The sequence below is a fragment of the Streptomyces sp. TBY4 genome (genome assembly GCF_024213195.1).
GTDB lineage: Bacteria > Actinomycetota > Actinomycetes > Streptomycetales > Streptomycetaceae > Streptomyces.
The window spans coordinates 128,149-147,570 of the sequence record NZ_JANAVF010000007.1 but is presented as its reverse complement, the minus strand read 5'-3'; the positions used below and the strand labels follow the sequence as shown (position 1 = coordinate 147,570).

21 protein-coding genes are annotated in these 19,422 nt (G+C 72.6%); 12 read left to right on the top strand and 9 right to left on the bottom strand.

Going from position 1 to position 19,422, the window contains the following annotated elements; genetic code table 11:
- The first annotated feature begins 306 nt into the window (after positions 1 to 306).
- The 5 genes from NLX94_RS18790 (at position 307) to NLX94_RS38975 (ending at position 4,787) form a co-directional block, all read left to right on the top strand.
- Positions 307 to 1,512 carry an NADP-dependent malic enzyme gene (locus NLX94_RS18790; RefSeq protein ID WP_254384106.1) on the top strand — a complete coding sequence of 402 codons (1,206 nt, stop codon included), beginning with the start codon at positions 307 to 309 and terminating at the stop codon, positions 1,510 to 1,512.
- 223 nt (positions 1,513 to 1,735) lie between these two features.
- On the top strand, positions 1,736 to 2,698 hold the full coding sequence (locus NLX94_RS18785) for a zinc-binding dehydrogenase (protein WP_254384105.1): 963 nt from the start codon (positions 1,736 to 1,738) through the stop codon (positions 2,696 to 2,698).
- Positions 2,699 to 2,771: 73 nt separating this feature from the next.
- Positions 2,772 to 2,981 carry a helix-turn-helix domain-containing protein gene (locus tag NLX94_RS18780; RefSeq protein ID WP_243336126.1) on the top strand — a complete coding sequence of 70 codons (210 nt, stop codon included), beginning with the start codon at positions 2,772 to 2,774 and terminating at the stop codon, positions 2,979 to 2,981.
- Positions 2,981 to 3,493, top strand: coding sequence for a Clp protease N-terminal domain-containing protein (locus NLX94_RS18775; RefSeq protein ID WP_254384104.1), 513 nt, complete (start codon positions 2,981 to 2,983; stop codon positions 3,491 to 3,493). Before NLX94_RS18780 ends, NLX94_RS18775 begins: the two co-directional genes overlap by 1 nt.
- A 103-nt stretch (positions 3,494 to 3,596) precedes the next feature.
- The gene (locus NLX94_RS38975) at positions 3,597 to 4,787 is read left to right on the top strand and encodes an ALF repeat-containing protein (RefSeq protein WP_308402464.1); all 1,191 of its coding nucleotides are present in this window, start codon (positions 3,597 to 3,599) and stop codon (positions 4,785 to 4,787) included.
- Here the strand turns inward: NLX94_RS38975 and NLX94_RS18765 are convergent.
- Together NLX94_RS18765 and NLX94_RS18760 are read right to left on the bottom strand one after the other, a co-directional pair.
- Positions 4,784 to 5,716, bottom strand: coding sequence for a PadR family transcriptional regulator (locus NLX94_RS18765; RefSeq protein WP_254384103.1), 933 nt, complete (start codon positions 5,714 to 5,716; stop codon positions 4,784 to 4,786). The genes NLX94_RS38975 and NLX94_RS18765 overlap by 4 nt on opposite strands.
- 1 nt (position 5,717) lies before the next feature.
- On the bottom strand, positions 5,718 to 6,668 hold the full coding sequence (locus NLX94_RS18760) for a DUF4097 family beta strand repeat-containing protein (protein ID WP_254384102.1): 951 nt from the start codon (positions 6,666 to 6,668) through the stop codon (positions 5,718 to 5,720).
- A 148-nt stretch (positions 6,669 to 6,816) separates the two neighbouring features.
- Between NLX94_RS18760 and NLX94_RS18755 the strand changes: the two genes are divergently transcribed.
- Positions 6,817 to 7,626, top strand: coding sequence for a hypothetical protein (locus NLX94_RS18755; RefSeq protein WP_254384372.1), 810 nt, complete (start codon positions 6,817 to 6,819; stop codon positions 7,624 to 7,626).
- A 9-nt stretch (positions 7,627 to 7,635) separates the two neighbouring features.
- Here NLX94_RS18755 and NLX94_RS18750 read toward each other — a convergent pair whose 3' ends face one another.
- Positions 7,636 to 8,580, bottom strand: a complete 945-nt coding sequence (locus NLX94_RS18750; RefSeq protein ID WP_254384101.1) for a LysR family transcriptional regulator — start codon at positions 8,578 to 8,580, stop codon at positions 7,636 to 7,638.
- Between the two features lie 206 nt (positions 8,581 to 8,786).
- Between NLX94_RS18750 and snpA the strand changes: the two genes are divergently transcribed.
- On the top strand, positions 8,787 to 9,446 hold the full coding sequence (gene snpA, locus NLX94_RS18745; protein ID WP_254384100.1) for a snapalysin: 660 nt from the start codon (positions 8,787 to 8,789) through the stop codon (positions 9,444 to 9,446).
- 55 nt (positions 9,447 to 9,501) lie between these two features.
- On the opposite strand, the gene NLX94_RS18740 is transcribed toward snpA, so the two are convergent.
- The 5 genes from NLX94_RS18740 to NLX94_RS18720 all read right to left on the bottom strand — a co-directional run bounded on the left by NLX94_RS18740 (position 9,502) and on the right by NLX94_RS18720 (position 13,701).
- Positions 9,502 to 9,708, bottom strand: coding sequence for a hypothetical protein (locus NLX94_RS18740; protein WP_254384099.1), 207 nt, complete (start codon positions 9,706 to 9,708; stop codon positions 9,502 to 9,504).
- Between the two features lie 36 nt (positions 9,709 to 9,744).
- A complete protein-coding gene (locus tag NLX94_RS18735) occupies positions 9,745 to 10,329 on the bottom strand; it encodes a dihydrofolate reductase family protein (RefSeq protein WP_254384098.1) in 585 nt (194 codons plus the stop codon).
- A 150-nt stretch (positions 10,330 to 10,479) separates the two neighbouring features.
- Complete coding sequence (locus tag NLX94_RS18730) at positions 10,480 to 11,079, bottom strand: GNAT family N-acetyltransferase (protein ID WP_254384097.1); 600 nt, start codon at positions 11,077 to 11,079, stop codon at positions 10,480 to 10,482.
- A gap of 148 nt (positions 11,080 to 11,227) precedes the next feature.
- The gene (locus tag NLX94_RS18725) at positions 11,228 to 12,298 is read right to left on the bottom strand and encodes a family 2 encapsulin nanocompartment cargo protein polyprenyl transferase (RefSeq protein WP_254384371.1); all 1,071 of its coding nucleotides are present in this window, start codon (positions 12,296 to 12,298) and stop codon (positions 11,228 to 11,230) included.
- Positions 12,295 to 13,701, bottom strand: coding sequence for a family 2B encapsulin nanocompartment shell protein (locus NLX94_RS18720; RefSeq protein WP_254384096.1), 1,407 nt, complete (start codon positions 13,699 to 13,701; stop codon positions 12,295 to 12,297). Before NLX94_RS18720 ends, NLX94_RS18725 begins: the two co-directional genes overlap by 4 nt.
- Positions 13,702 to 13,926: 225 nt before the next feature.
- On the opposite strand from NLX94_RS18720, the gene NLX94_RS18715 reads away from it, so the two are divergent.
- The 4 genes from NLX94_RS18715 (at position 13,927) to NLX94_RS18700 (ending at position 17,440) form a co-directional block, all read left to right on the top strand.
- Entirely contained in the window at positions 13,927 to 14,379 is a 453-nt protein-coding gene (locus tag NLX94_RS18715; RefSeq protein ID WP_254384095.1) for an Rrf2 family transcriptional regulator, read from the top strand.
- A 212-nt stretch (positions 14,380 to 14,591) separates the two neighbouring features.
- Positions 14,592 to 15,788, top strand: coding sequence for a globin domain-containing protein (locus tag NLX94_RS18710; protein WP_254384094.1), 1,197 nt, complete (start codon positions 14,592 to 14,594; stop codon positions 15,786 to 15,788).
- 110 nt (positions 15,789 to 15,898) lie between these two features.
- The gene (locus NLX94_RS18705; protein ID WP_254384093.1) at positions 15,899 to 16,489 is read left to right on the top strand and encodes an N-acetylmuramoyl-L-alanine amidase; all 591 of its coding nucleotides are present in this window, start codon (positions 15,899 to 15,901) and stop codon (positions 16,487 to 16,489) included.
- Positions 16,490 to 16,549: 60 nt separating this feature from the next.
- Positions 16,550 to 17,440 (top strand): 1-aminocyclopropane-1-carboxylate deaminase/D-cysteine desulfhydrase, encoded by an 891-nt coding sequence (locus NLX94_RS18700; RefSeq protein WP_254384092.1) that lies wholly within the window; start codon positions 16,550 to 16,552, stop codon positions 17,438 to 17,440.
- Positions 17,441 to 17,501: 61 nt separating this feature from the next.
- Here NLX94_RS18700 and NLX94_RS18695 read toward each other — a convergent pair whose 3' ends face one another.
- Entirely contained in the window at positions 17,502 to 19,079 is a 1,578-nt protein-coding gene (locus tag NLX94_RS18695; protein ID WP_254384091.1) for a Na+/H+ antiporter, read from the bottom strand.
- 63 nt (positions 19,080 to 19,142) lie between these two features.
- On the opposite strand from NLX94_RS18695, the gene NLX94_RS18690 reads away from it, so the two are divergent.
- The gene (locus NLX94_RS18690; protein WP_254384090.1) at positions 19,143 to 19,403 is read left to right on the top strand and encodes a UBP-type zinc finger domain-containing protein; all 261 of its coding nucleotides are present in this window, start codon (positions 19,143 to 19,145) and stop codon (positions 19,401 to 19,403) included.
- The last annotated feature ends 19 nt before the right edge of the window (positions 19,404 to 19,422 follow it).

Here is a 19,422-nt window from a genome sequence, read left to right as displayed (position 1 = left end):
GCCGCACGTTTTACGGCGCGTCTCGCCCATCGGACAGAGAGGTTTGGACTTTTCGCCAAAACCGGGACAAGGAGTTGATGATCGAGCGGGAATCGACTCGTCTGGGTGAGCGTTCTTCGGGTAGAACAGATCCTTACACCCCTCATCCGGGGCTCAGGGCGCGCGTGCGGCGCGCCCGCGCGTACGAACCTCCCCTCCGCGGAGACGGACCTAAACCCGTCGGCGCGGAGACGGACGCGGTGCCCGCCCACCCCTTAACCAGGAGTGGCCACCCTCAACGATTCAAAGACTTAAGGGGTTAAGACAGTGGCAGCGGAGATCGTCAATCCTCGCAGCGACAGCGTGACGGACAACAACCCGGATGCAGTGTTCGCGCTGCACCGGGGCGGAAAGATGGCCATCGTGGCCACCGTGCCCGTCAACGACAAGGACGACCTGTCCCTGGCGTACACGCCCGGCGTTGCGAAGGTGTGCAGCGCCATTGCCGAGCAGCCCGAGCTCGTGAACGAGTACACCTGGAAGTCCAACGTGGTCGCCGTCGTCACCGACGGTACGGCCGTGCTCGGACTCGGTGACATCGGGCCCGAGGCCTCCCTCCCCGTGATGGAGGGCAAGGCCATTCTCTTCAAGCAGTTCGGTGGGGTCGACGCGGTTCCGATCGCGCTCGCCACCAAGGACACGGACGAGATCGTCGAGACCGTGATCCGCCTCGCGCCGTCCTTCGGCGGGGTGAACCTGGAGGACATCTCGGCGCCCCGCTGCTTCGAGATCGAGCGCCGCCTCCAGGAGGCGCTGGACATCCCGATCTTCCACGACGACCAGCACGGCACGGCCATCGTGACGCTGGCCGCCATGCGCAACGCCGCGAAGCTCACCGGTCGCACCCTCGGCGACCTGCGCGCCGTGATCTCGGGCGCCGGTGCCGCCGGCATCGCGATCGCCAAGATCCTCGTGGACGCGGGCATCGGCGACGTCTGCGTCACCGACCGCAAGGGCGTCGTCTCCGCCGACCGCTCCGACCTGACGGACGTCAAGGCGGAGATCGCGGGCCTGACGAACAAGACCGGCCAGACCGGTTCCCTGGAGGACGCCCTCGTCGGCGCGGACGTCTTCATCGGCGTCTCCGGCGGTACGGTCCCCGAGGCCGCGGTGGCGACGATGGCGAAGGACTGCTTCGTCTTCGCCATGGCCAACCCGAACCCGGAGGTCCACCCCGACGTCGCGCACAAGTACGCGGCGGTCGTGGCCACGGGCCGCTCGGACTTCCCGAACCAGATCAACAACGTGCTGGCGTTCCCCGGCATCTTCGCGGGCGCCTTCAAGGTCCGGGCCTCGCGGATCACCGAGAACATGAAGATCGCGGCTGCCGACGCCATCGCCGGTGTCGTCGCCGACAGCGAGCTCACCGCCGACTACGTGATCCCGTCGCCGTTCGACGCGCGCGTCGCCGAGGCCGTCACGGCCGCGGTCGCCGCCGCCGCCAAGGCCGACGGCGTGGCCCGCCTGGTCTGATCGCTGCACCGAGCCGTACGAAGCGGGGCCCGTCCGATCGATTCGGACGGGCCCCGCTTCGCATCCAGCCCCGCCGGCGTGTGAGGCGCGGGTCCGGGCGGAGCCCGGGGAACGGTGGAAGGGCGCGGGGACGGCCCCGCAGGGCCCGGGCGCACACGGCCGACCGCCCGCCGGGCCGGGCAGGCCCTGGATCCCCGGCCTACCGACCGGTAGCCTCGCGGCCATGTTCGCTGCCTACGCTGCCCGAATCGACCGTGACCAGCCGCTGAGCGGCCTTGAGCTGGGCGACCGCCCCGCCCCGCAGGCCCGCCCAGGCTGGGTGACCGTGAACGTCAAGGCCGCCTCCCTCAACCACCACGACCTCTGGTCGCTGCGCGGGGTCGGCCTCGGGGAGGAGAAGCTCCCCATGATCCTCGGCTGCGACGCCGCCGGGATCGACCAGGACGGCAACGAGGTCGTCCTGCACTCCGTCATCGGCCAGACCGGCCACGGAGTCGGCCCCCGCGAGCCCCGCTCGATCCTGACCGAGCACTACCAGGGCACCTTCGCCGAGCAGGTCACCGTCCCCGCCTGGAACGTCCTGCGCAAGCCTGCCGAGCTCTCCTTCGAACAGGCCGCCTGCCTGCCCACGGCCTGGCTGACCGCCTACCGCATGCTCTTCACCAACGCCGGCGTCCGTCCCGGTGACTCCGTCCTGGTCCAGGGCGCGGGCGGCGGGGTCGCCACCGCCGCCATCGTCCTCGGCAAGGCGGCCGGCCTGCGGGTCTTCGCGACCAGCCGCGACGAGGCCAAGCGCAAGCGGGCGGTCGAGCTGGGCGCCGTGGAGGCCTACGAGCCCGGCGCGCGGCTCCCCCAGCGGGTCGACGCGGTCATCGAGACGGTCGGCGCCGCCACCTGGTCGCACTCGGTCAAATCGCTGCGGCCCGGCGGCACCCTCGTCATCTCGGGCGCCACGAGCGGGGACCGCCCGGCGCACGCCGAGCTGACCCGGATCTTCTTCCTGGAGCTCAAGGTGGTCGGCTCGACGATGGGCTCGAAGGACGAGCTGGAGGACCTGCTGTCCTTCTGCGCGGCGACCGGGGTCCGCCCGGTGATCGACGAGACCCTGCCGCTGGACCGGGCCCGCGAGGGCTTCGAGAAGCTGGAGTCGGGCGACGTCTTCGGGAAGATCGTCCTCACCGTCTAGCCCTCACCGCCCGGCCCCCGCTGTTGTCAATGTGGGTTGACACCCTCCCGTGCGTCAACCTACATTGACACGCATGACGGAAGCTACCGATCTGGCCGAGCGTGCCGGTGACCGTGACCCGCGCGTGGGCCTGCGTGCCGTGGCCGCCCTCCGGCGGCTGCTGGAGCAGCTGGAGGCCGTACAGGTGCGCGGAGCCCGCGCACAGGGCTGGTCCTGGCAGGAGATCGCGGCCGAGCTGGGCGTCAGCCGGCAGGCCGTTCACAAGAAGCACGGGAGGCTCTGATGTTCGAACGATTCACCCGGGAAGCCCGCTCCACCGTGACGGGCGCGGTCACCGAGGCCCAGCGGACCGGGGCGCAGCGGGTCGGGGAGGAGCACCTGCTCCTCTCCCTGCTCTCGCTCGGAGCCCTGGACCCCCTGGGCGTCGACCAGGACGCGATCACGGCGGACCTGGCGGCGGCCCGCCGCCGGGGCGGGATGTCCAGGGCGGACGAGGAGGCCCTCGCGGGCCTCGGCATCGACCTCGCCCAGATCGTCTCCCGCGTCGAGGAGACCCACGGCGAGGGCTCCCTGTCGGACCCGGCCCCCCGCGGCCGCTCCGGCCACACCCGCTTCACCCCGGGTGCCAAGAAGGTCCTGGAGCAGTCCCTGCGGATCGCCCTGGGCCGCAAGGAGCGCCACATCTCCACCCTCCACCTGCTCCTCTCCCTCCTCTCCCGCCCCGGCACGCCCGCCGAGGTCCTCGCGGACCACGGGGTCACGTACGCAAGGGCCGAGGCGGCCCTGGCGGCCTGAGGAAGCGGAACACCCCCTCCAAGTTCTTTGCTGTCGCGTACAACCATCGGCGCCTCCGGCGGGTCGTCTACGACGAAAGAACGTTTCCCTGGGGGGTTTGACCGTGAAGTTGTCCCGTATCGCGGCGGCGGTAGCCGCCACCGCTCTGGCTCCGGCCGTATTCCTCGCGTCCCCGGCCTTCGCGACCGGCCAGGAGTCGGGCACGCCGGCCACCGGCACCCCGACGGCCCCGACCGCCCCTGACCAGGGCACCGCCGACGAGTCCGGCAAGGACGAGTCCGGCAAGGAAGACCAGGCCGAGCAGGACCGCAAGACCATCCTCGCGATCATCGCCGACCCGATGGCCAGCCAGCACATGAAGGACGCCGGCCACAAGGCCATCGCCGACGGCCCGGCGGCCATGCGCAAGTTCATCGAGACCGACCAGCACGACATCCGCCTCGACGACTACCGGATCCTGATCCTGCGCCTGCTGAACGGCGCCGGCCCCGGGCTGAAGGAGGGCATCCAGCAGCTCCTCAAGAGCAACCCGAACCTGGAGCAGATGCGCCACTTCCTCGCGGTCACCCAGCACGAGCTGCGCGACGAAGACAACAAGGTCGACATCTCCCGGCTGATCAACGGCGCCGGCCCCATCCTGAAGGAGAAGGCCAAGGAGGCGCTCAAGGGGACCCCCGCCGACCGCATCGAGTTCCTGAAGACGGGCCAGCACGAGGCCCGCGACCAGGACAACCGGGTCGCGATCGCCCAGACCATCGACGGCGGCGGCCCGGAACTGGTCAAGGCGGGCCTCGCGGCGCTCAACGGCACTCCCGCCGACCGCGTCGCCTTCCTGGAGACCGGCCAGCACGAGGCCCGCGACCAGGACAACCGGGTCGCGATCGCGAAGATCATCGACGCCGGCGGCCCGGAAGTGGTCAAGGCCGGCCGCGCCGCACTGGCGGGCACCCCCGCCGACCGCGCCGAATTCCTGAAGACGGGCCAGCACGAGGCCCGCGCGAAGGACAAGAAGGCCGAGGAGGAGCAGGGCAAGGGGAACGAGGAGGAGAAGCCGGGCGAGAACAAGCCCGGCCCCGGCACGGGCTCCGGTTCCGGCTCCGGCTCCGGCTCCGGGGGCGGCGCGGGGAACACCGATGTCACCCCGCAGGGCGGCAACGGCGGCCCCCTCGCCACCACCGGCGCCGGAGACTCGGTGTGGATCGCGGGCGGTGCGGGCACCGCGCTCGTCGCCGGCGCGGGCCTGCTGCTCGCCGCCCGGATGCGCCGCGCCGGCTCGGAGCGCCGGACGGCCTAGACCGCCGAACCCCCGAGGGCGGAGGCGATGCGGGCGGCCGCCTCCGCCAGGTGGGTACGGGCCTGCGCCAGCTGATCGGCGCTGACCCCCCGGTCGCGGGCCGCGTCGCGGATGTCGTCGCGGAAGCGGTCCAGCAGCCGGTCCAGGTCGCGGGCCGGGTCCCCCGTCGCGGGCACGTCCCGCGCCCAGTCCGCGTCGGGGGCGGAAGCCGCGGCGGAGGGGGCCGACGGGGCGGAGGGGGCCGGGGGTGCCGTCGTAGAGCCGGAACCGGAGCCGGTGCCCGAGCCGCCGAGCCAGGCTCCCGCCAGGCTGCCCAGGACTCCGCCCGACTTCGCGAACTGCTCCTGCAGCTGGCCGGCGATGCGCTGGACCTCCTCGCGCGCCCGCTCCTGCGCCTCCTTGGCCTGCCGGCGCGCCTGCTGGGCCTCCTCGCGGGCCCGCCTGCTCTCGTCCTTCGCCCGGCGCGCCTGTTCCTTCCACTCGGCCTTGGCCTTGCGGAGCTCCTCCTTGGCGGCCTTCCAGCCCTCGTCCTCCACCTGCGTGGCCGACGCGCTGGCCGCGGCCCGCAGTTCGCGCCGCAGATCGCCCGCCGCACCGCTCACGTCGGCGCGGATCTCGGCGGCCAGCTCGGAGACCGAGTCGCGGATCTCCAGTTCCAGATCGGCCAGTTCGCCGCCGCGGTCGGCCAGTTCGGCCCGGCCGGCGTCGGTGATCGAGTACACCTTGCGCCCGCCTTCGGTCGCGTGCGTCACCAGGCCCTCGGTCTCCAGCTTGGCCAGGCGCGGGTACACGGTGCCCGCGGAGGGCGCGTAGAGCCCCTGGAACCGCTCCTCCAGCAGCCGGATCACCTCGTACCCGTGGCGCGGGGCCTCGTCGAGCAGCTTGAGGAGGTAGAGGCGGAGGCGGCCGTGGGCGAAGACGGGCGGCATGTCAGAGCACCTTCTTGTCGAGCGCGAGCGGGGCGGCGGCCGGCTCTTCGGCCGGGCGGCGCAGCAGCGCGATGGAGCCGGAAACGGTGGTGGCGCGCAGGGTGCCGGTGCCGGCGCCCAGGGTGCCGGTGATCCTCTTGGCGCCCATCTGGCCGGAGACGCGCAGGTCCTCGAAGGCGTTGGAGACGCCGCCGGTGGCGGTGTTGGCCTCGACCCGGGCGTCGGCCGGGTGCGGGAGGCGGATGGCCACCTGCCCGGAAACGGAGTTGAGGGAGATGTCCACGGGGCGGGGCGCGGGCCGGTCGTCCAGGGCCAGGTCGATCAGCATGTCCCCGCTGACCGAGTCGGCCCGTACGCTGCCCACGGCGCCGTCGACGACCGTCAGGCCGCCCGACACGGAGTGGAATCCGAGCTCCCCGGTCACGGACTGGGCCTCGACCCCGCCGGAGACGGTGTGCGCCTTGACCCGGCCGGACAGGCCGACGAGCGTGGTGTCGCCGGAGACCCCGTGGATGTCGGTGCCGCCGTCGATGCCGGAGACGAAGACGGTGGCGCTGACGGCGGCCAGCTGCACCCGGGTGGCGGCCGGGACGGTGAGGGTCACGGTCGCACTGCGCTCCCAGGCCTTGCGGCCGGAGTCGGAGGCGGACCAGGCCTTCCAGGGCTTGCTCTCGAACCACTGCTTGAGCCCCTGGGTGCCGTTCCAGGGGAGGTCCTCGTAGGAGACGGTGAGGGTTCCGCCCTCCTGCACCACGTACAGGGGCGGCCCGTCCACCTCGGACACCTCCAGCCGGGCCGGGCCCGCGTCGGCGTCGCCGGCGACCACATTGACCGTGCCGCCGGCCACCCGGACGCGGACCTCGGTCACCGGCTCCTCGAAGGCGAGCTTCTGCGGTTCGGCGACCGACCATACCTTCGGCGGACTCTGCGGCTCCCGCGCTGCCTCTGCCATGGTGCTGATCCTTCCTCGGGCGTACGTGCACGCAACATATCGCGTCTTCTGTCCAACACGATATATCGCGGTTTCGGGAAGTCAAGCGCGCCAGGATGATCCAAAATCATCACTTTGGGCGGTTTTGGCTTAGCGTGTGGGCATGTCGATCTCCCAGACCACGGCGGGCGGCCTCCTGCTCTGCCGCGCCGATCCCCTCGCCGCCCGACCCGCCGCGCACATCCTGCGCGAACGCCTGCTGCTGGCCCCGGCCGGCGAGTGGAGCGCGCTGGTGCCCGAGGCCAAGCCCTGGCTCGGCGGCGCGGAATCCGTGGCGGAGGTCCTGGCGGGCTGGGGCGCGGCGGTCGCACTGAGCTCCAACTGGCCGGTGCTGAGCCTGTGGTGGGAGGAGGGCCGGACCGGCTTCGTGCTCTCCTCGGGGTTCCGGAGGTCGGCGGCCTACGAGTGGGACGCGGCGGGCCGTCCGCACGGCGAGCCCGATCCCGGGGCCATGCGGACGCTGGCGGCCCGGCTCGGCCTCGACCCGGTCCTGGACCTGGAGGAACTGGAGCGCCTCACCCGCCCCGACGCCGCCGCGGACGGCGAGGCCCGGCTGCTCGGCGTCATCGCGCTGCTGGCCCGCGCGGGGCTGGCGCTGCCGGCGGGCCTGACCCCGGGCGAACCGGCCGACCGGCTGCGGGAGGCGGCCCGGGTCGCGCCGGGGGCGGAGCGGGTGGAGTGGGCGGGCTGGCGCGACACGGTGCGGGCGGAGCTCGCGGTGGTCGAGGACAGCCCCCTGGGCCCGTGGCTCCGGGGCCCCAAGGCACGCCTGGCGGGTGCGGCCCAACTGGCCGCCGGAGCCCCCCTGATGCTGTGGGCGGCCCGCCGCCGCAGCCCGGGCTGGCTGGCCGCGGGGACCGTCCTGGTGACCCACGGCGCGGCCGCCCTGGCCTACGACCGGGCCCGCCGCCGCACTTAGGCCGTCCCCCTACACCGCCAGCAGCGGGCTCGCGTTGCGGCGCAGCCAGGCCCGGTAGGGCGGAGTCTCCAGGGCCGCTTCGCGGTAGGCCGCGCGGAGGTCCTCGTACACCCCCTCGGACATCTGCGCGTGCACCCCGGGGCGGGTCGCGAGGAGGAGGCGCACGGCGAGCGGGTCGCCCGAGAGCGGCCTGATCGCCATGTCCTCGCGCGGTCCCGAAGTGGGCTGGCAGGGGGCGACGGCCTCGCCGGAGACGATCAGCGAGGCGGCCGTGTGGTAATCGGCGTGCAGCAGGGGCGGGTCGAGGCCGGCGCCCGCGAGGACCCGGCGCAGTCCGTCCCACTCGCCGTCCACCGACGGGTCCACGGTCCACCGATCGGCGGCGAGGTCCCGCAGCTCCACCACGGCCAGCGCCGCCGCCGGATGGTCCCGGGACATGGACACGAACTGCGGCTCCCGCTCCATCAGCACCCGTAGTTCCAAGCCGTCCGGCACCCGCAGCGGGCTGCCCTCGACCTCGTGCACGAAGGCCACGTCGAGCCGGCCCGAGGCCGTCATCCGCAGCAGCGCGTTGGCGGACACGTCGACCATCAGGTCGGTCTCCGTGTCGGGCAGCCGCCGGTGCAGCCGCCGGAGCCAGCCGGGCAGGGCGCGGCTGGCCGTCGAGCCGATCCTCAGCCGGGGGCCCTGGGACAGCGCCCGCGCCTCCGCGACGAGGGCGGCCATCTCGGCGAGGAGCGGGCGCGCCCGTCCGAGTACGGTGCGCCCGAAGGGAGTCGGCCGGCATCCGGTGCGCTCGCGCAGGAACAGCTCCCCGTCCAGGGCCCGTTCGATGCGCCGCAGCTGGGTCGTCAGGGAGGGCTGGCTCACGCCGAGCTGCCGGGCGGCCTTGTGCAGGCTGCCGGCGTCGGCGATGGCGCACAGGGCGCGCAGGTGCCTGACCTCAAGCTCCATGCCCCGAGGGTAGGCCGGTGCGAGCCGACCGCACCAGTAACCGGTATCCCCTCGAATCCCGCCATTCTCTTGTGAGTTGGGCTTCCGAAATCCTCCCGATAGCCCGGCGCTATCGGGGTCTGACATCATCCGCCGACCCCTCCCGCTCCCGCAGACTCCGGTACCGAACGACCCCCCACCGCACCGGATGAGCAGGAGTCCCCCACATGCGCCACTCCCGCAAGACCACCCTGTCCGCCGTCGGCCTCGGCGTCGCCGCCGTCCTCGGCGCCGTCGTCCCGGGCACCACCGCCACCGCCTCCGCCGGCGCCGGCAGCCCCGGCACGTACGCCGCGTACGAGCAGTCGAAGGAGAACCAGGCCGCCAACCGCGCCTTCTTCGAGGCGGTCCAGCGCTCGGTGGCCGAGCAGCGCGCCGCGAACCCGGGCCTGGCGGCCGTGACCGTCACCTACAACACCCGCAACGCGCCGAGCTTCCGCACGCAGATAGCCCGCTCCACGCAGATCTGGAACAGCTCGGTGACCAACGTCCGGCTGCAGGAGGTGTCCTCGGGCGGGAACTTCTCGTACCGCGAGGGCAACGACTCGCGCGGTTCCTACGCGAGCACGGACGGCCACGGCCGGGGCTACATCTTCCTGGACTACCGGCAGAACCAGCAGTACAACTCCACCCGCGTGACCTCGCACGAGACCGGTCACGTGCTCGGCCTGCCGGACCACTACTCGGGTCCGTGCAGCGAGCTGATGTCGGGCGGCGGCCCCGGCACCTCCTGCCAGAACGCCACCCCGAACGCCGCCGAGCGCTCGCGCGTCAACCAGCTGTGGGCGAACGGCCTCGTCGCGTCCGGTCTGGACGCGAAGGGCTGATCCCCGCCGGGGGCCGGTCCCGCGCCGGGACCGGTCCTCCTACCGGGCCGCCCCGCTAGCCCGCCTCGGGGCCGACGTACCGCGGGCACTCCGCGTTCCGGCAGGGACCCGCGGTCCACTCCGGAACGAAGATCCCGAGGGATTTGCGCCGTCCGACGATCGTGTCGACGGGGCTCCCGCAGGCCGGGCACGACTGCTGGTCGTGCCCGGCCCGCGGGGCGACCTTCCCGTGCGCCTGCTGGTCATGCTGTTCACCGGCCATACCTCCACGGTAGGCCGGTTTCGCCGCTTCGGCGGGTCAGCGCTTGACGGCGTACGAGGTGACGACCTGGCCGCCGCCCAGGGGCTCGACCCCGGTCAGCTCCAGGGGGCGCGACCCGAATCCGGCGCGCGACATCGGCATGCCGGTGCCGACGAAGACCGGGTACGTCTTGACGACGAAGGCGTCGATCTCGTCGATCAGCTGCCCCGCGAGGTCCGCTCCACCGCACAGCCAGATGCCGAGCCCGTCCCGCGCCTTCAGCTCGCGGACCGCTCCCACCACGTCGCCGCCGATCAGCCGCACCTCCGGGTCCGGCGACACCGTGAGCGAGCGCGAGACGACGTACTGCTCGCGCATGTGCCCGTACGGGCTGGTCACGCCCTGCTTGAGGCCGGGCTCGTACGTGCCGCGCCCCATGATCACCGTGTCGAAGTGCTTCGGCTCGGCGTCCGCGATCCCCAGCTGTGCGCGTCCCGGGGTGGAGATGGTCTCGGGGTACTCGGCCTTGAGGAAGCCGATGAACTCCGGGTCGAGGTAGCTGTAGATGAAATCGGCGTCGCCGTCCGGGGCACCGATGAACCCGTCGACCGAGGCGGCGACGAAGTACGTGAGCTTGCGCAAGCGATTCTCTTCCGTTCGACAGTGCGCCCCCAGCGAGGCACGTCGATCAAAGTACTTCAGGTGAAGTGGTATCGCAAGGGGGTCATCGTGGCCGAGGGCTCACCGCGCCCGAGGACCCACCGCGCCCGGGTACTCGCCACGCCCGAGGACTCACCGCGGCTTGCGCCACATCGGCCACATCAGCGGCCCGTCCGGCAGCCGCACCGCCTCGCCCGTGAACTCCCAGCCCAGCCGCTCGTACAGCCCCTTGCTGCGCTCGCTGCTCGCCTCCAGGTAGGCCGGTACGCCGTCGCGGTCGCAGCGCTCCAGCACCGGCCGGATCAGCTCCGTGCCCAGGCCCTCGCCCTGCCGCCCCGGGGCGACCGCGATCATCAGCAGGTACTCGTGCTCCTCCGCCACCGGGTGCACCGCCCCTGTGAGCCGGCCCACCAGCTCGCACCGCTCGTTGTCCGGGTCCGCGACGGCCCGCATCTTCGCCGGGATCTCGTCCTCGACGTGCCCGGCCTCCGGATCGGCCGCCGGGATCCGCAGCCACAGCGCCGCCGCCGAACCGTCCACCGCACAGTCGATCCGGCCCTCGGCCAGCGCCACGTCCACGAAGACGCCCAGGAACTTCCCGTGCACCGCGGCGCGGTGCTCCGGGTCCGGGAACACCCAGCTGCTCACGGGATCACTGCGGAAGGCCTCGTCGAGCAGCCGCGCCACGGCGTCCCGGTCGGACGGCCCGGCCTGACGTATCTCCAGCCCCATGGGTCACACCCTTCACATCACTCACGCGTCAACAACCGTGAGCGATCCTAGAGTTGCCCCGGGAACGCAGAAAGGCCCGTTCCGGCACCGTGCGGTGCCGGAACAGGCCTCCGGGGTCCCCCCGCGCCCCCGCGCCCCCCTCGCCCGGTCAGTTCGTACGCCGCGTCACGAACTCCGCCAGCGCCAGCATCCCGCCCGCCGCCCCGAGGTCCGGGACGGCCCGCGACAGCTGCTGCACCGCCCGCCCCATCCGGTCGGCGGCGTGCGCCTGCGCCCAGTCCCGGCCACCGGCCCGCTCCACCGCCGCGGCCGCCGCGGCCACGTCGTCCCCGGCCATGGGACCCGCGTACAGGGCTGCCAGCTCCTCGCCGGCCGCGGTGCCCGAGGTGAGGGCGGCCACGACCGGGAGGGACTTCTTGCGGGCCAGCAGATCGGCCCCGGCGGGTTTCCCGGTGTGGCCGGGGTCCCCCCAGATGCCGATCAGGTCGTCGATGAGCTGGAACGCCAGCCCGGCCTCCCGGCCGAAGGCGTCCATGGCGTCGACCTCCTCCGGGCCGGCCCCCGCGTACAGGGCGCCGAGCGCGCACGCACAGCCCAGCAGGGCTCCGGTCTTGGCCGTCGCCATGGTCAGGCACTCGTCGAGCGACACGCTGTGGCGCTGTTCGAAGGCGCAGTCCGCCTGCTGGCCCGCGCAGAGCTCGACGATGCAGGCGGCGAGCCGCGCCGAGGCCGCGGCAGAGGCCGGATGCGGGTCCTCGGCGAGCAGCCGCAGCGCGAGCGCCATCATGGCGTCGCCCGTGATGATCGCGTCCGAGATCCCGAAGACCGTCCAGGCCGTCGGCCGCCCGCGCCTGCGCACGTCCTTGTCGATGACGTCGTCGTGCAGCAGCGTGAAGTTGTGCGCCAGCTCCACGGCCACCGCCGCCCGCACGGCCTCCCCCGGCTCCCCCGCTCCCCCGGCCGCCCCGTCCCCGCGCAGGGCCTGCGCGGCGGCGAGCACCAGGGCGGGCCGGATGGCCTTGCCGGTGCTGCCCGCCGCCGGGGTGCCGTCCTCGTGCTCCCAGCCGAAGTGGTACATCGCCACGTTCCGCATCGAGCCGGGCAGGCTCCCGACGGCCCGGCGCAGTTCCGGGTTGACCGTTTCTCTTGTCCGCTCCAGCAGGACGGCGGCTTCCTGCCCCTCGCCGGTGGCGATCGCCTCGGTGGTCGACACGGTCAGCGCCAGCGCGCGATCTCGACGTTCTCCAGGACGCCGAGGGCGTCCGGCACCAGCACCGCGGCGGAGAAGTAGGTGGTGACCAGGTACGAGATGATCGCCTGCTCGCTGATCCCCATGAACCGCACCGAGGTGCTCGGCTCGATCTCGTCCGGGATTCCGGGCTGGTGGAGTCCGATCACGCCGGACTGCTCCTCGCCGGTGCGCATGCAGAGGATGGAGGTCGTCCGGGCGTCGCTGATCGGGATCTTGTTGCACGGGAAGATCGGCACCCCGCGCCAGGCCGGGACCCGGGTCCCTGCGACGTCCACCGTCTCCGGGTAGAGGCCGCGCTTGTTGCACTCGCGCCCGAAGGCGGCGATGGCCTTGGGGTGGGCGAGGAAGAGGTTGGAGTCGCGCCGCATGCTGAGCAGCTGGTCCATGTCGTCGGGGCTGGGCGCTCCGTCGTGGGGCTGGATGCGTTGGTCGTAGTCGGCGTTGTGCAGCAGGCCGAAGTCGCGGTTGTTGAGCATCTCGTGCTCCTGGCGCTCGCGCAGCGCCTCGACCGTGAGCCGCAGCTGCTGCTCGGTCTGGTTCATCGGCTGGTTGTACAGGTCGGCGACGCGGGTGTGGACGCGCAGAACCGTTTGCGCGATGGAGAGTTCGTACTCGCGCGGCCGGGCCTCGTAGTCCACGAAGGTGCCCGGGAGCACGGCCTCGCCCTGGTGGCCGGCGGAGAGGTCGATCGCGGCCTCGCCGAACGTGTTGGTGCGCTGCTCCGGCAGGGCCCGTACGGAGTCCAGGTGCGCCCGCAGCGAGTCGACCCGGTCGGCGAGGAGCTGGAAGTCCTGGCGGGAGAGGGCGAGCACGGTGCCGGCGGTGGCGGCGCGGGCGGTGTACTCCCAGATGGCCTCCTCGTCGACGAGGGCGTCCTCGCCGAAGTAGGCCCCGTCGGCGACGGTCTGCAGGACGGCGTCGTCACCGTAGGGGCCGGGGCCGATCTGGTCGATGCGCCCGTGGGCGAGCAGGAACACCCTGTCGGCGGGGCTGCCGAAGGAGGTGAGTTCCTGGCCCGGTTCGAAGTCGATCTGCTGGCAGCGGGCGGCGAGTTCGGCCAGTGCGTCGGGGTCGTCGTAGTCGCGCAGGACCGGGAGCTCTCCCAGCTCCGCCGGAATCACCTGCACCTGCGTGCCGGTCTTGACGAACTCCACGATGCCGTTGCCGACGGAGTAGCTCAGCCGCCGGTTGACCCGGTACGTGCCGCCCTGGACGGACACCCAGGGGAGCATCTTCAGGAGCCACCGCGAGGTGATCTCCTGCATCTGCGGAGCGGACTTGGTCGTGGTTGCCAAGTTCCGCGCGGCCGATGTTCCCAGACTGCGCTGCGGTGCCTGGGTCTCGGATTCGGAACCCGCCTGGACCGACATGAATTTCCCCTTCGATCACTCCATGAATCTGCGGGGGGAGCCTTTCAGCACGGACCGTGGTGGGACCATTACACAAAAGGGTGGGACTACTCCGTTCGTGGCTGGGCACGCTCATCGGTTCACCTCCCACCCCGCGAGGCACTCGGACCCCACCCGTTTCAGCCATCCCCGGTGAGGCCCCCGTTTAAATTTGCACCGTGGATGCAAGTTTTCTACGCTGAACCCATGCGGCTGACCCGATTCACCGACCTCGCCCTGCGCGTCCTGATGCGCCTGGCCGTCGCGGAGGCGGACCTCCCCACCACCCGCGACGTGGCGGCGACCATGGAGGTCCCGTACACCCACACCGCCAAAGTGGTCGCCAAGCTGCAGCATCTCGGTCTGGTCGAGGCCCGCCGCGGACGCGGCGGCGGCCTCGCCCTGACCCCCGCCGGCCGCGCCGCCTCGGTGGGCGGGGTGATCCGCGAACTGGAGGGCGCCGGCGACGTCGTGGACTGCGACGGCACCGTCCCGTGCCCGCTGCGGAGCGCGTGCGTCCTACGCGGGGCGCTGCGCCGGGCCCAGGAGGCCTTCTTCGCCTCCCTGGACCCGCTGACGGTGAACGACCTGGTCGCAGCCCCGACAGGGCCGCTCCTGCTCGGTATTTCGGGCGGATCGCCGGGGGCCGGAAGTCCCTGACGGCAAGGGCCGGATGGCCGGTTCGCACCGGCCACCGGCCCGCATAGCCTGATCTCCGCGGACACTTCGAACAGAAGTCCGCACCGTCCGGGACACCCCCGACGACCGCGGACACCCCCGCACGCCCCCGGACGGCCGCGGCCCACCTGCGCCCACAAATACGCATCTCACATTCCATTTAAGCGCTCCACCCCGACCCGAGGAGTCACCCGATGCTTTCGGAGAAGTCGACCGCGACCGTACGAGCCACCCTTCCCGCCGTGGGCGCGACCATCGGTGACATCACGGAGCTCTTCTACCGGAAGCTCTTCGCGGCCCACCCCGAGCTGATCCGCGACCTCTTCAACCGCGGCAACCAGAACGCCGGCCTCCAGAAGCAGGCCCTCGCCGGCTCCATCGCCGCCTTCGCGACCTACCTGGTCGAGCACCCCGACGCCCGCCCCGACGTGATGCTGAACCGGATAGCCCACAAGCACGCCTCCCTCGGCGTCACCCGCGAGCAGTACCCCGTCGTCCACAAGTACCTCTTCGAGGCCATCGTGGAGATCCTCGGCGAGGCCGTCACCCCCGAGGTGGCCGAGGCCTGGGACGAGGTCTACTGGCTCATGGCGAACGCCCTCATCACCATCGAGGAGCGCCTCTACGCCGAGCAGCAGGTCCTCGCCGGCGACGTCTGGCGCGCCTGGACGGTGGCCGCCCGCGTCGAGGAGACCGCCGACTGCACCACCTTCCACCTGACCCCGGCCGACGGCTCCCCGGCGCCCGGCTTCAAGCCCGGCCAGTACGTCTCCGTACAGGTCGAACTCCCCGACGGCGCCCGCCAGATCCGCCAGTACAGCCTCTCCAGCGCCCCCGGCTCCCCGGTCCGCTCGATCACCGTCAAGCGGGTCCACGGCCCGGCCGCCGACGGCCCCGACGGCGAGGTCTCCAACCACCTGCACGCCCACGTCCGCACCGGGGACGCCCTGCGCGTCTCGACCCCCTACGGCGACCTCGTCCTCCAGGACTCCACCGCCCCGGTGATCCTCGCCTCCGCCGGCATCGGCTGCACCCCGATGCTCTCGATGCTGGAACACCTCGCCGACACCGCACACACAGCCCCGGTGACCGTCCTGCACGCCGACCGCTCCCCCGCCGACCACGCCCTGCGCGCCGGCCACCGGACCCTGACCGGCAAGCTCCCCGATGCCTCGGCGCACTTCTGGTACGAGGCCGGCGCCGAAGCCGGAGACCACGAGGGCCGGCTCGACCTCGCCTCCGTCCCCGTCGCCCCGGGCACCAAGGCCTACCTCTGCGGACCGCTCCCCTTCATGCGGGCGGCGCGCGAGCAGCTGATCGCCAAGGGCGTGGCGCCCGCGGACATCGCCTACGAGGTCTTCGGCCCCGACCTGTGGCTCGCCTCGGCGTGAACCGCCGCGAGCCGTGAACCGTGCGCCGGGTGCGCGCCCTTGCGACGGAACGACCACCTCCACTACACGTTGAGTAATCACACGGCTACTCACAGCAAGAGGAGGCGGTCATGTCCGCACCCCTGTCCGCTGACCGGTTCATCGCAGCCCTGCGGGCGGAAGGCCTGACGGTCGTCGAAGTCGGCGACTGGCGCACCCGCAACCGCAACCACAAGGGCCCTTGGGGCCCGGTGCACGGCGTGATGCTCCACCACACCGTCACCCGCGGGACCGCGTACACCGTCCAGCTCTGCCGGGACGGCGATGCGGACCTCCCCGGCCCGCTCTGCCACGGCGTGATCAGCAAGGACGGCCGGGTCCACCTGGTCGGCCACGGCCGCACCAACCACGCGGGCGCGGGCGACTCCGACGTCCTGGCGGCGGTGATCGCGGAGAAGCGCCTCCCGCCCGACCAGCACGCGAACACCGACGGCAACCGCCACTTCTACGGCTTCGAGTGCGAGAACCTCGGCGACGGCGAGGACCCCTGGCCCGCCCCCCAGCTCGACGCGATGGCCCGCGCCGCGGCCGCCCTGTGCCGCGCCCACGGCTGGACGGCCCGCTCGGTCATCGGCCACCTGGAATGGCGCCCGGGCAAGATCGACCCGAAGGGCTTCACGATGGCCTCGATGCGCACCCGCGTCGAAGAACGCCTGAAGTAGGCCCCGCCGGCACTGAACCCCGCGCGGCGCGCGGCGCGCTCCGGTACCCACAATGGGCGGGTGGAACATCCAGTCGACCCCGAGCAGATCCTGCGGCCCCGGCCGCCCTCCCCCGTCCGGGAGGCCCGGGACGAGCGGTTCGCCGCGCACGGGGTGCGCCTGCTGCTCAAGCGGGACGATCTGGTCCATCCGGAGCTGCCCGGCAACAAGTGGCGCAAGCTCGCGCCGAATCTGCGGGCCGCCGTCGCGGGCGGGTACCCGGAGCTCGTGACCTTCGGCGGGGCCTACTCCAACCACCTGCGGGCCACCGCCGCGGCCGGCCGGCTGCTGGGGCTGGCGACGGTCGGGATCGTACGGGGGGACGAGCTCGCGGGGCGGCCGCTGAACGATTCGCTGGCCCGGTGCGCGGCGGACGGCATGCGGCTCCACTTCGTCACGCGGTCGGCCTACCGGGACAAGGCCGGCCTCCCCGCGCTGGCGGGCGCGGAGGGGGCCTACGTGATCCCCGAGGGCGGCAGCAACGCCCTCGCCCTGCACGGCTGCGCCGAGCTGGGCCGCGAGCTGGACGGCACCTGCGACGTGGCCGCCGTGGCCTGCGGGACCGGGGGCACGCTGGCCGGGCTGGCGGCGGGGCTCGGCGCGGGGGCGCGGGCGCTGGGGGTACCGGTGGTCGGGGGCGGGTTCCTGGAGGCGGAGATACGTTCCCTCCAGGCGGCCGCGTTCGGCGGTCCGGCGGGCGACTGGTCGCTGGCCGAGGGCTACACCCACGGGGGCTACGCCCGGGTCCCCGCCGAACTGGACGGCTTCGCGGCGGACTTCGAAGCCCGCCACGGCCTGCCGGTGGAGCGGATCTACGTGGCGAAGCTCCTCTGGGCCCTGCTCGACCTGACCCGCGCGGGCGCCTTCCCCCGGGGCACGACCCTGGCCGCCGTCATCACGGGCCGCCCCTGACCCGCCCGACGGATACGGACCGGGCCGCGGGCTGACTCGAACGCCGGCGGGGCCGGATTCGCTACGTCGACTCCTCCCGGTAGGCCGCCGCCTCCTCCAGGTCCAGGCGGCGGAGCAGGGCGCGGAGCATTTCGTCGTCGATGCGGCGGGCGTCGCGCAGGGAGACGAAGACCTCGCGTTCCGCCGCGATCATCTCCCCCGCCAGGCGGCGGTAGACGTCGTCCGCGGATTCGCCCGTCACCGCGTTGACCTCCCCCAGCCGCTCCCACACCGCGTTGCGCCGGCGCTCCAGCACCGTGCGCAGCCGGTCCGCCAGCGGGGGCGGGAGGGCGTTCGCGGGGGAGGCCAGGAGTTCCGTCAGCCGGTCCTCCGCCGCCCTCGACGCCTCGCTCTGGGCCTGCGCCTCCGCCAGGGTCTCCGCGTGGGTGTCCCTGGCCGGCAGCCGCAGCAGCCGGATCAGCGGCGGCAGGGTCAGACCCTGGACCACGAGCGTGCCGATCACCGTCGTGAAGGTGAGGAACAGGATCAGGTTCCGGTGCGGCACGCTCATCGGCACCGAGAAGGCGATCGCCAGCGAGACCACGCCCCGCATGCCCGCCCAGCCCACGATGACCGGAGCCTTCCAGGTCGTCTCCGGCTCCCGCGCGCGGATCCGCGGCGAGAGCCTCGGCAGGAACGTCGCCGGGAAGACCCACGCGAAGCGGGCCGCCACCACCACGAGGAACACGATGATCGCGTAGCCCGCCGCCGCCAGGCCCTCGTACTCCCCCAGCCCCTTCAGCACGACCGGCAGCTGGAGCCCGATCAGCGCGAAGACCACCGATTCGAGGATGAAGGCGACCATCTTCCAGACCGCCTCCTCCTGGAGCCGGGTCGCGAAGTCGACCTGCCAGTTGCGGTGCCCGAGGTACAGCGCGACCACCACGACCGCCAGCACCCCCGAAGCGTGCACCCGCTCGGCGGCCGCGTAGGCCACGAAGGGGATCAGCAGCGACAGAGTGTTCTGCAGCAGCGGCTCGCGCATCCGCTTGCGCAGGATGTGGATCGGGACCATCAGCAGCAGGCCCATCGCGACCCCGCCCACCGAGGCCAGCAGGAACTCCTGGATCCCGTCCGTCCAGCCGGCGCTGACCCCGACCGCCGCGGCCAGCGCGACCTTGAACGCGGTGATCGCGGTGGCGTCGTTGACCAGGGACTCGCCCTGGAGGATGGTCGTGATCCGGTTCGGCAGCCCGAGCTTGCGGGCGATGGCCGTCGCCGCGACCGCGTCGGGCGGGGCGACGACCGCTCCCAGCACCAGCGCCACCGGCAGCGAGAGCCCCGGCACCGCCAGGTACGCCGCGTACCCGACGACCAGGGTCGCGAAGAGCACGTACCCCACGGAGAGCAGCGCCACGGGCCGCAGGTTCGCCCGCAGGTCCAGGTACGAGCTGTCCACCGCGGCCGTGTAGAGCAGCGGTGGGAGCAGCAGCGGCAGCACGATGTGCGGGTCCAGGCCGTACTCGGGCACGCCCGGCACGTAGGCCGCGGCCAGTCCTGCGGCCACCAGCAGCAGGGGCGCGGGCACCGGGGTGCGGCGGGCCAGGCCCGCGACGACCGCACAGCCGGCGACCAGCGCCACCAGCGGCAATACCTCCATCGAAGATCACCCTCGCTTGAGTCACGTCATCCCGGGCGCCCACACCTCAGTACGCTGGCCATCATGAGCGAGTGCACGCACGTTGCCGAACTGCCGCGCCCCGAGCCGGCCCCGCTTGCCCAGACCTGCCCCGAATGTCTGGCTGACGGCAGCCATCCCGTCCAGCTCCGCCTGTGCCTGGCGTGCGGGCACGTCGGCTGCTGCGACTCCTCGCCCCACCGGCACGCCACGGCGCACCACCGCGAGACCGGACATCCGGTGATGCGCAGCTTCGAACCGGGCGAGACCTGGCGTTGGTGTTTTGTCGACGGTTCGATCGTCTGAAGCGGGGTAGGTCAACCCT

What these genes read in the sequence shown, in the direction of transcription:
- NLX94_RS18760 (WP_254384102.1), bottom strand. Translation starts at nt 6,668, where the DNA reads ATGGCAGAGGCAGCGCGGGAGCCGCAGAGTCCGCCGAAGGTATGGTCG.
- NLX94_RS18750 (WP_254384101.1), bottom strand. Translation starts at nt 8,580, where the DNA reads ATGGAGCTTGAGGTCAGGCACCTGCGCGCCCTGTGCGCCATCGCCGAC.
- NLX94_RS18695 (WP_254384091.1), bottom strand. Translation starts at nt 19,079, where the DNA reads ATGGAGGTATTGCCGCTGGTGGCGCTGGTCGCCGGCTGTGCGGTCGTC.
- NLX94_RS18730 (WP_254384097.1), bottom strand. Translation starts at nt 11,079, where the DNA reads ATGGGGCTGGAGATACGTCAGGCCGGGCCGTCCGACCGGGACGCCGTG.
- NLX94_RS18780 (WP_243336126.1), top strand. Translation starts at nt 2,772, where the DNA reads ATGACGGAAGCTACCGATCTGGCCGAGCGTGCCGGTGACCGTGACCCG.
- snpA (WP_254384100.1), top strand. Translation starts at nt 8,787, where the DNA reads ATGCGCCACTCCCGCAAGACCACCCTGTCCGCCGTCGGCCTCGGCGTC.
- NLX94_RS18710 (WP_254384094.1), top strand. Translation starts at nt 14,592, where the DNA reads ATGCTTTCGGAGAAGTCGACCGCGACCGTACGAGCCACCCTTCCCGCC.
- NLX94_RS18775 (WP_254384104.1), top strand. Translation starts at nt 2,981, where the DNA reads ATGTTCGAACGATTCACCCGGGAAGCCCGCTCCACCGTGACGGGCGCG.
- NLX94_RS18715 (WP_254384095.1), top strand. Translation starts at nt 13,927, where the DNA reads ATGCGGCTGACCCGATTCACCGACCTCGCCCTGCGCGTCCTGATGCGC.
- NLX94_RS18785 (WP_254384105.1), top strand. Translation starts at nt 1,736, where the DNA reads ATGTTCGCTGCCTACGCTGCCCGAATCGACCGTGACCAGCCGCTGAGC.
- NLX94_RS18690 (WP_254384090.1), top strand. Translation starts at nt 19,143, where the DNA reads ATGAGCGAGTGCACGCACGTTGCCGAACTGCCGCGCCCCGAGCCGGCC.
- NLX94_RS18740 (WP_254384099.1), bottom strand. Translation starts at nt 9,708, where the DNA reads ATGGCCGGTGAACAGCATGACCAGCAGGCGCACGGGAAGGTCGCCCCG.
- NLX94_RS18705 (WP_254384093.1), top strand. Translation starts at nt 15,899, where the DNA reads ATGTCCGCACCCCTGTCCGCTGACCGGTTCATCGCAGCCCTGCGGGCG.
- NLX94_RS18765 (WP_254384103.1), bottom strand. Translation starts at nt 5,716, where the DNA reads ATGCCGCCCGTCTTCGCCCACGGCCGCCTCCGCCTCTACCTCCTCAAG.
- NLX94_RS18720 (WP_254384096.1), bottom strand. Translation starts at nt 13,701, where the DNA reads ATGTCGGTCCAGGCGGGTTCCGAATCCGAGACCCAGGCACCGCAGCGC.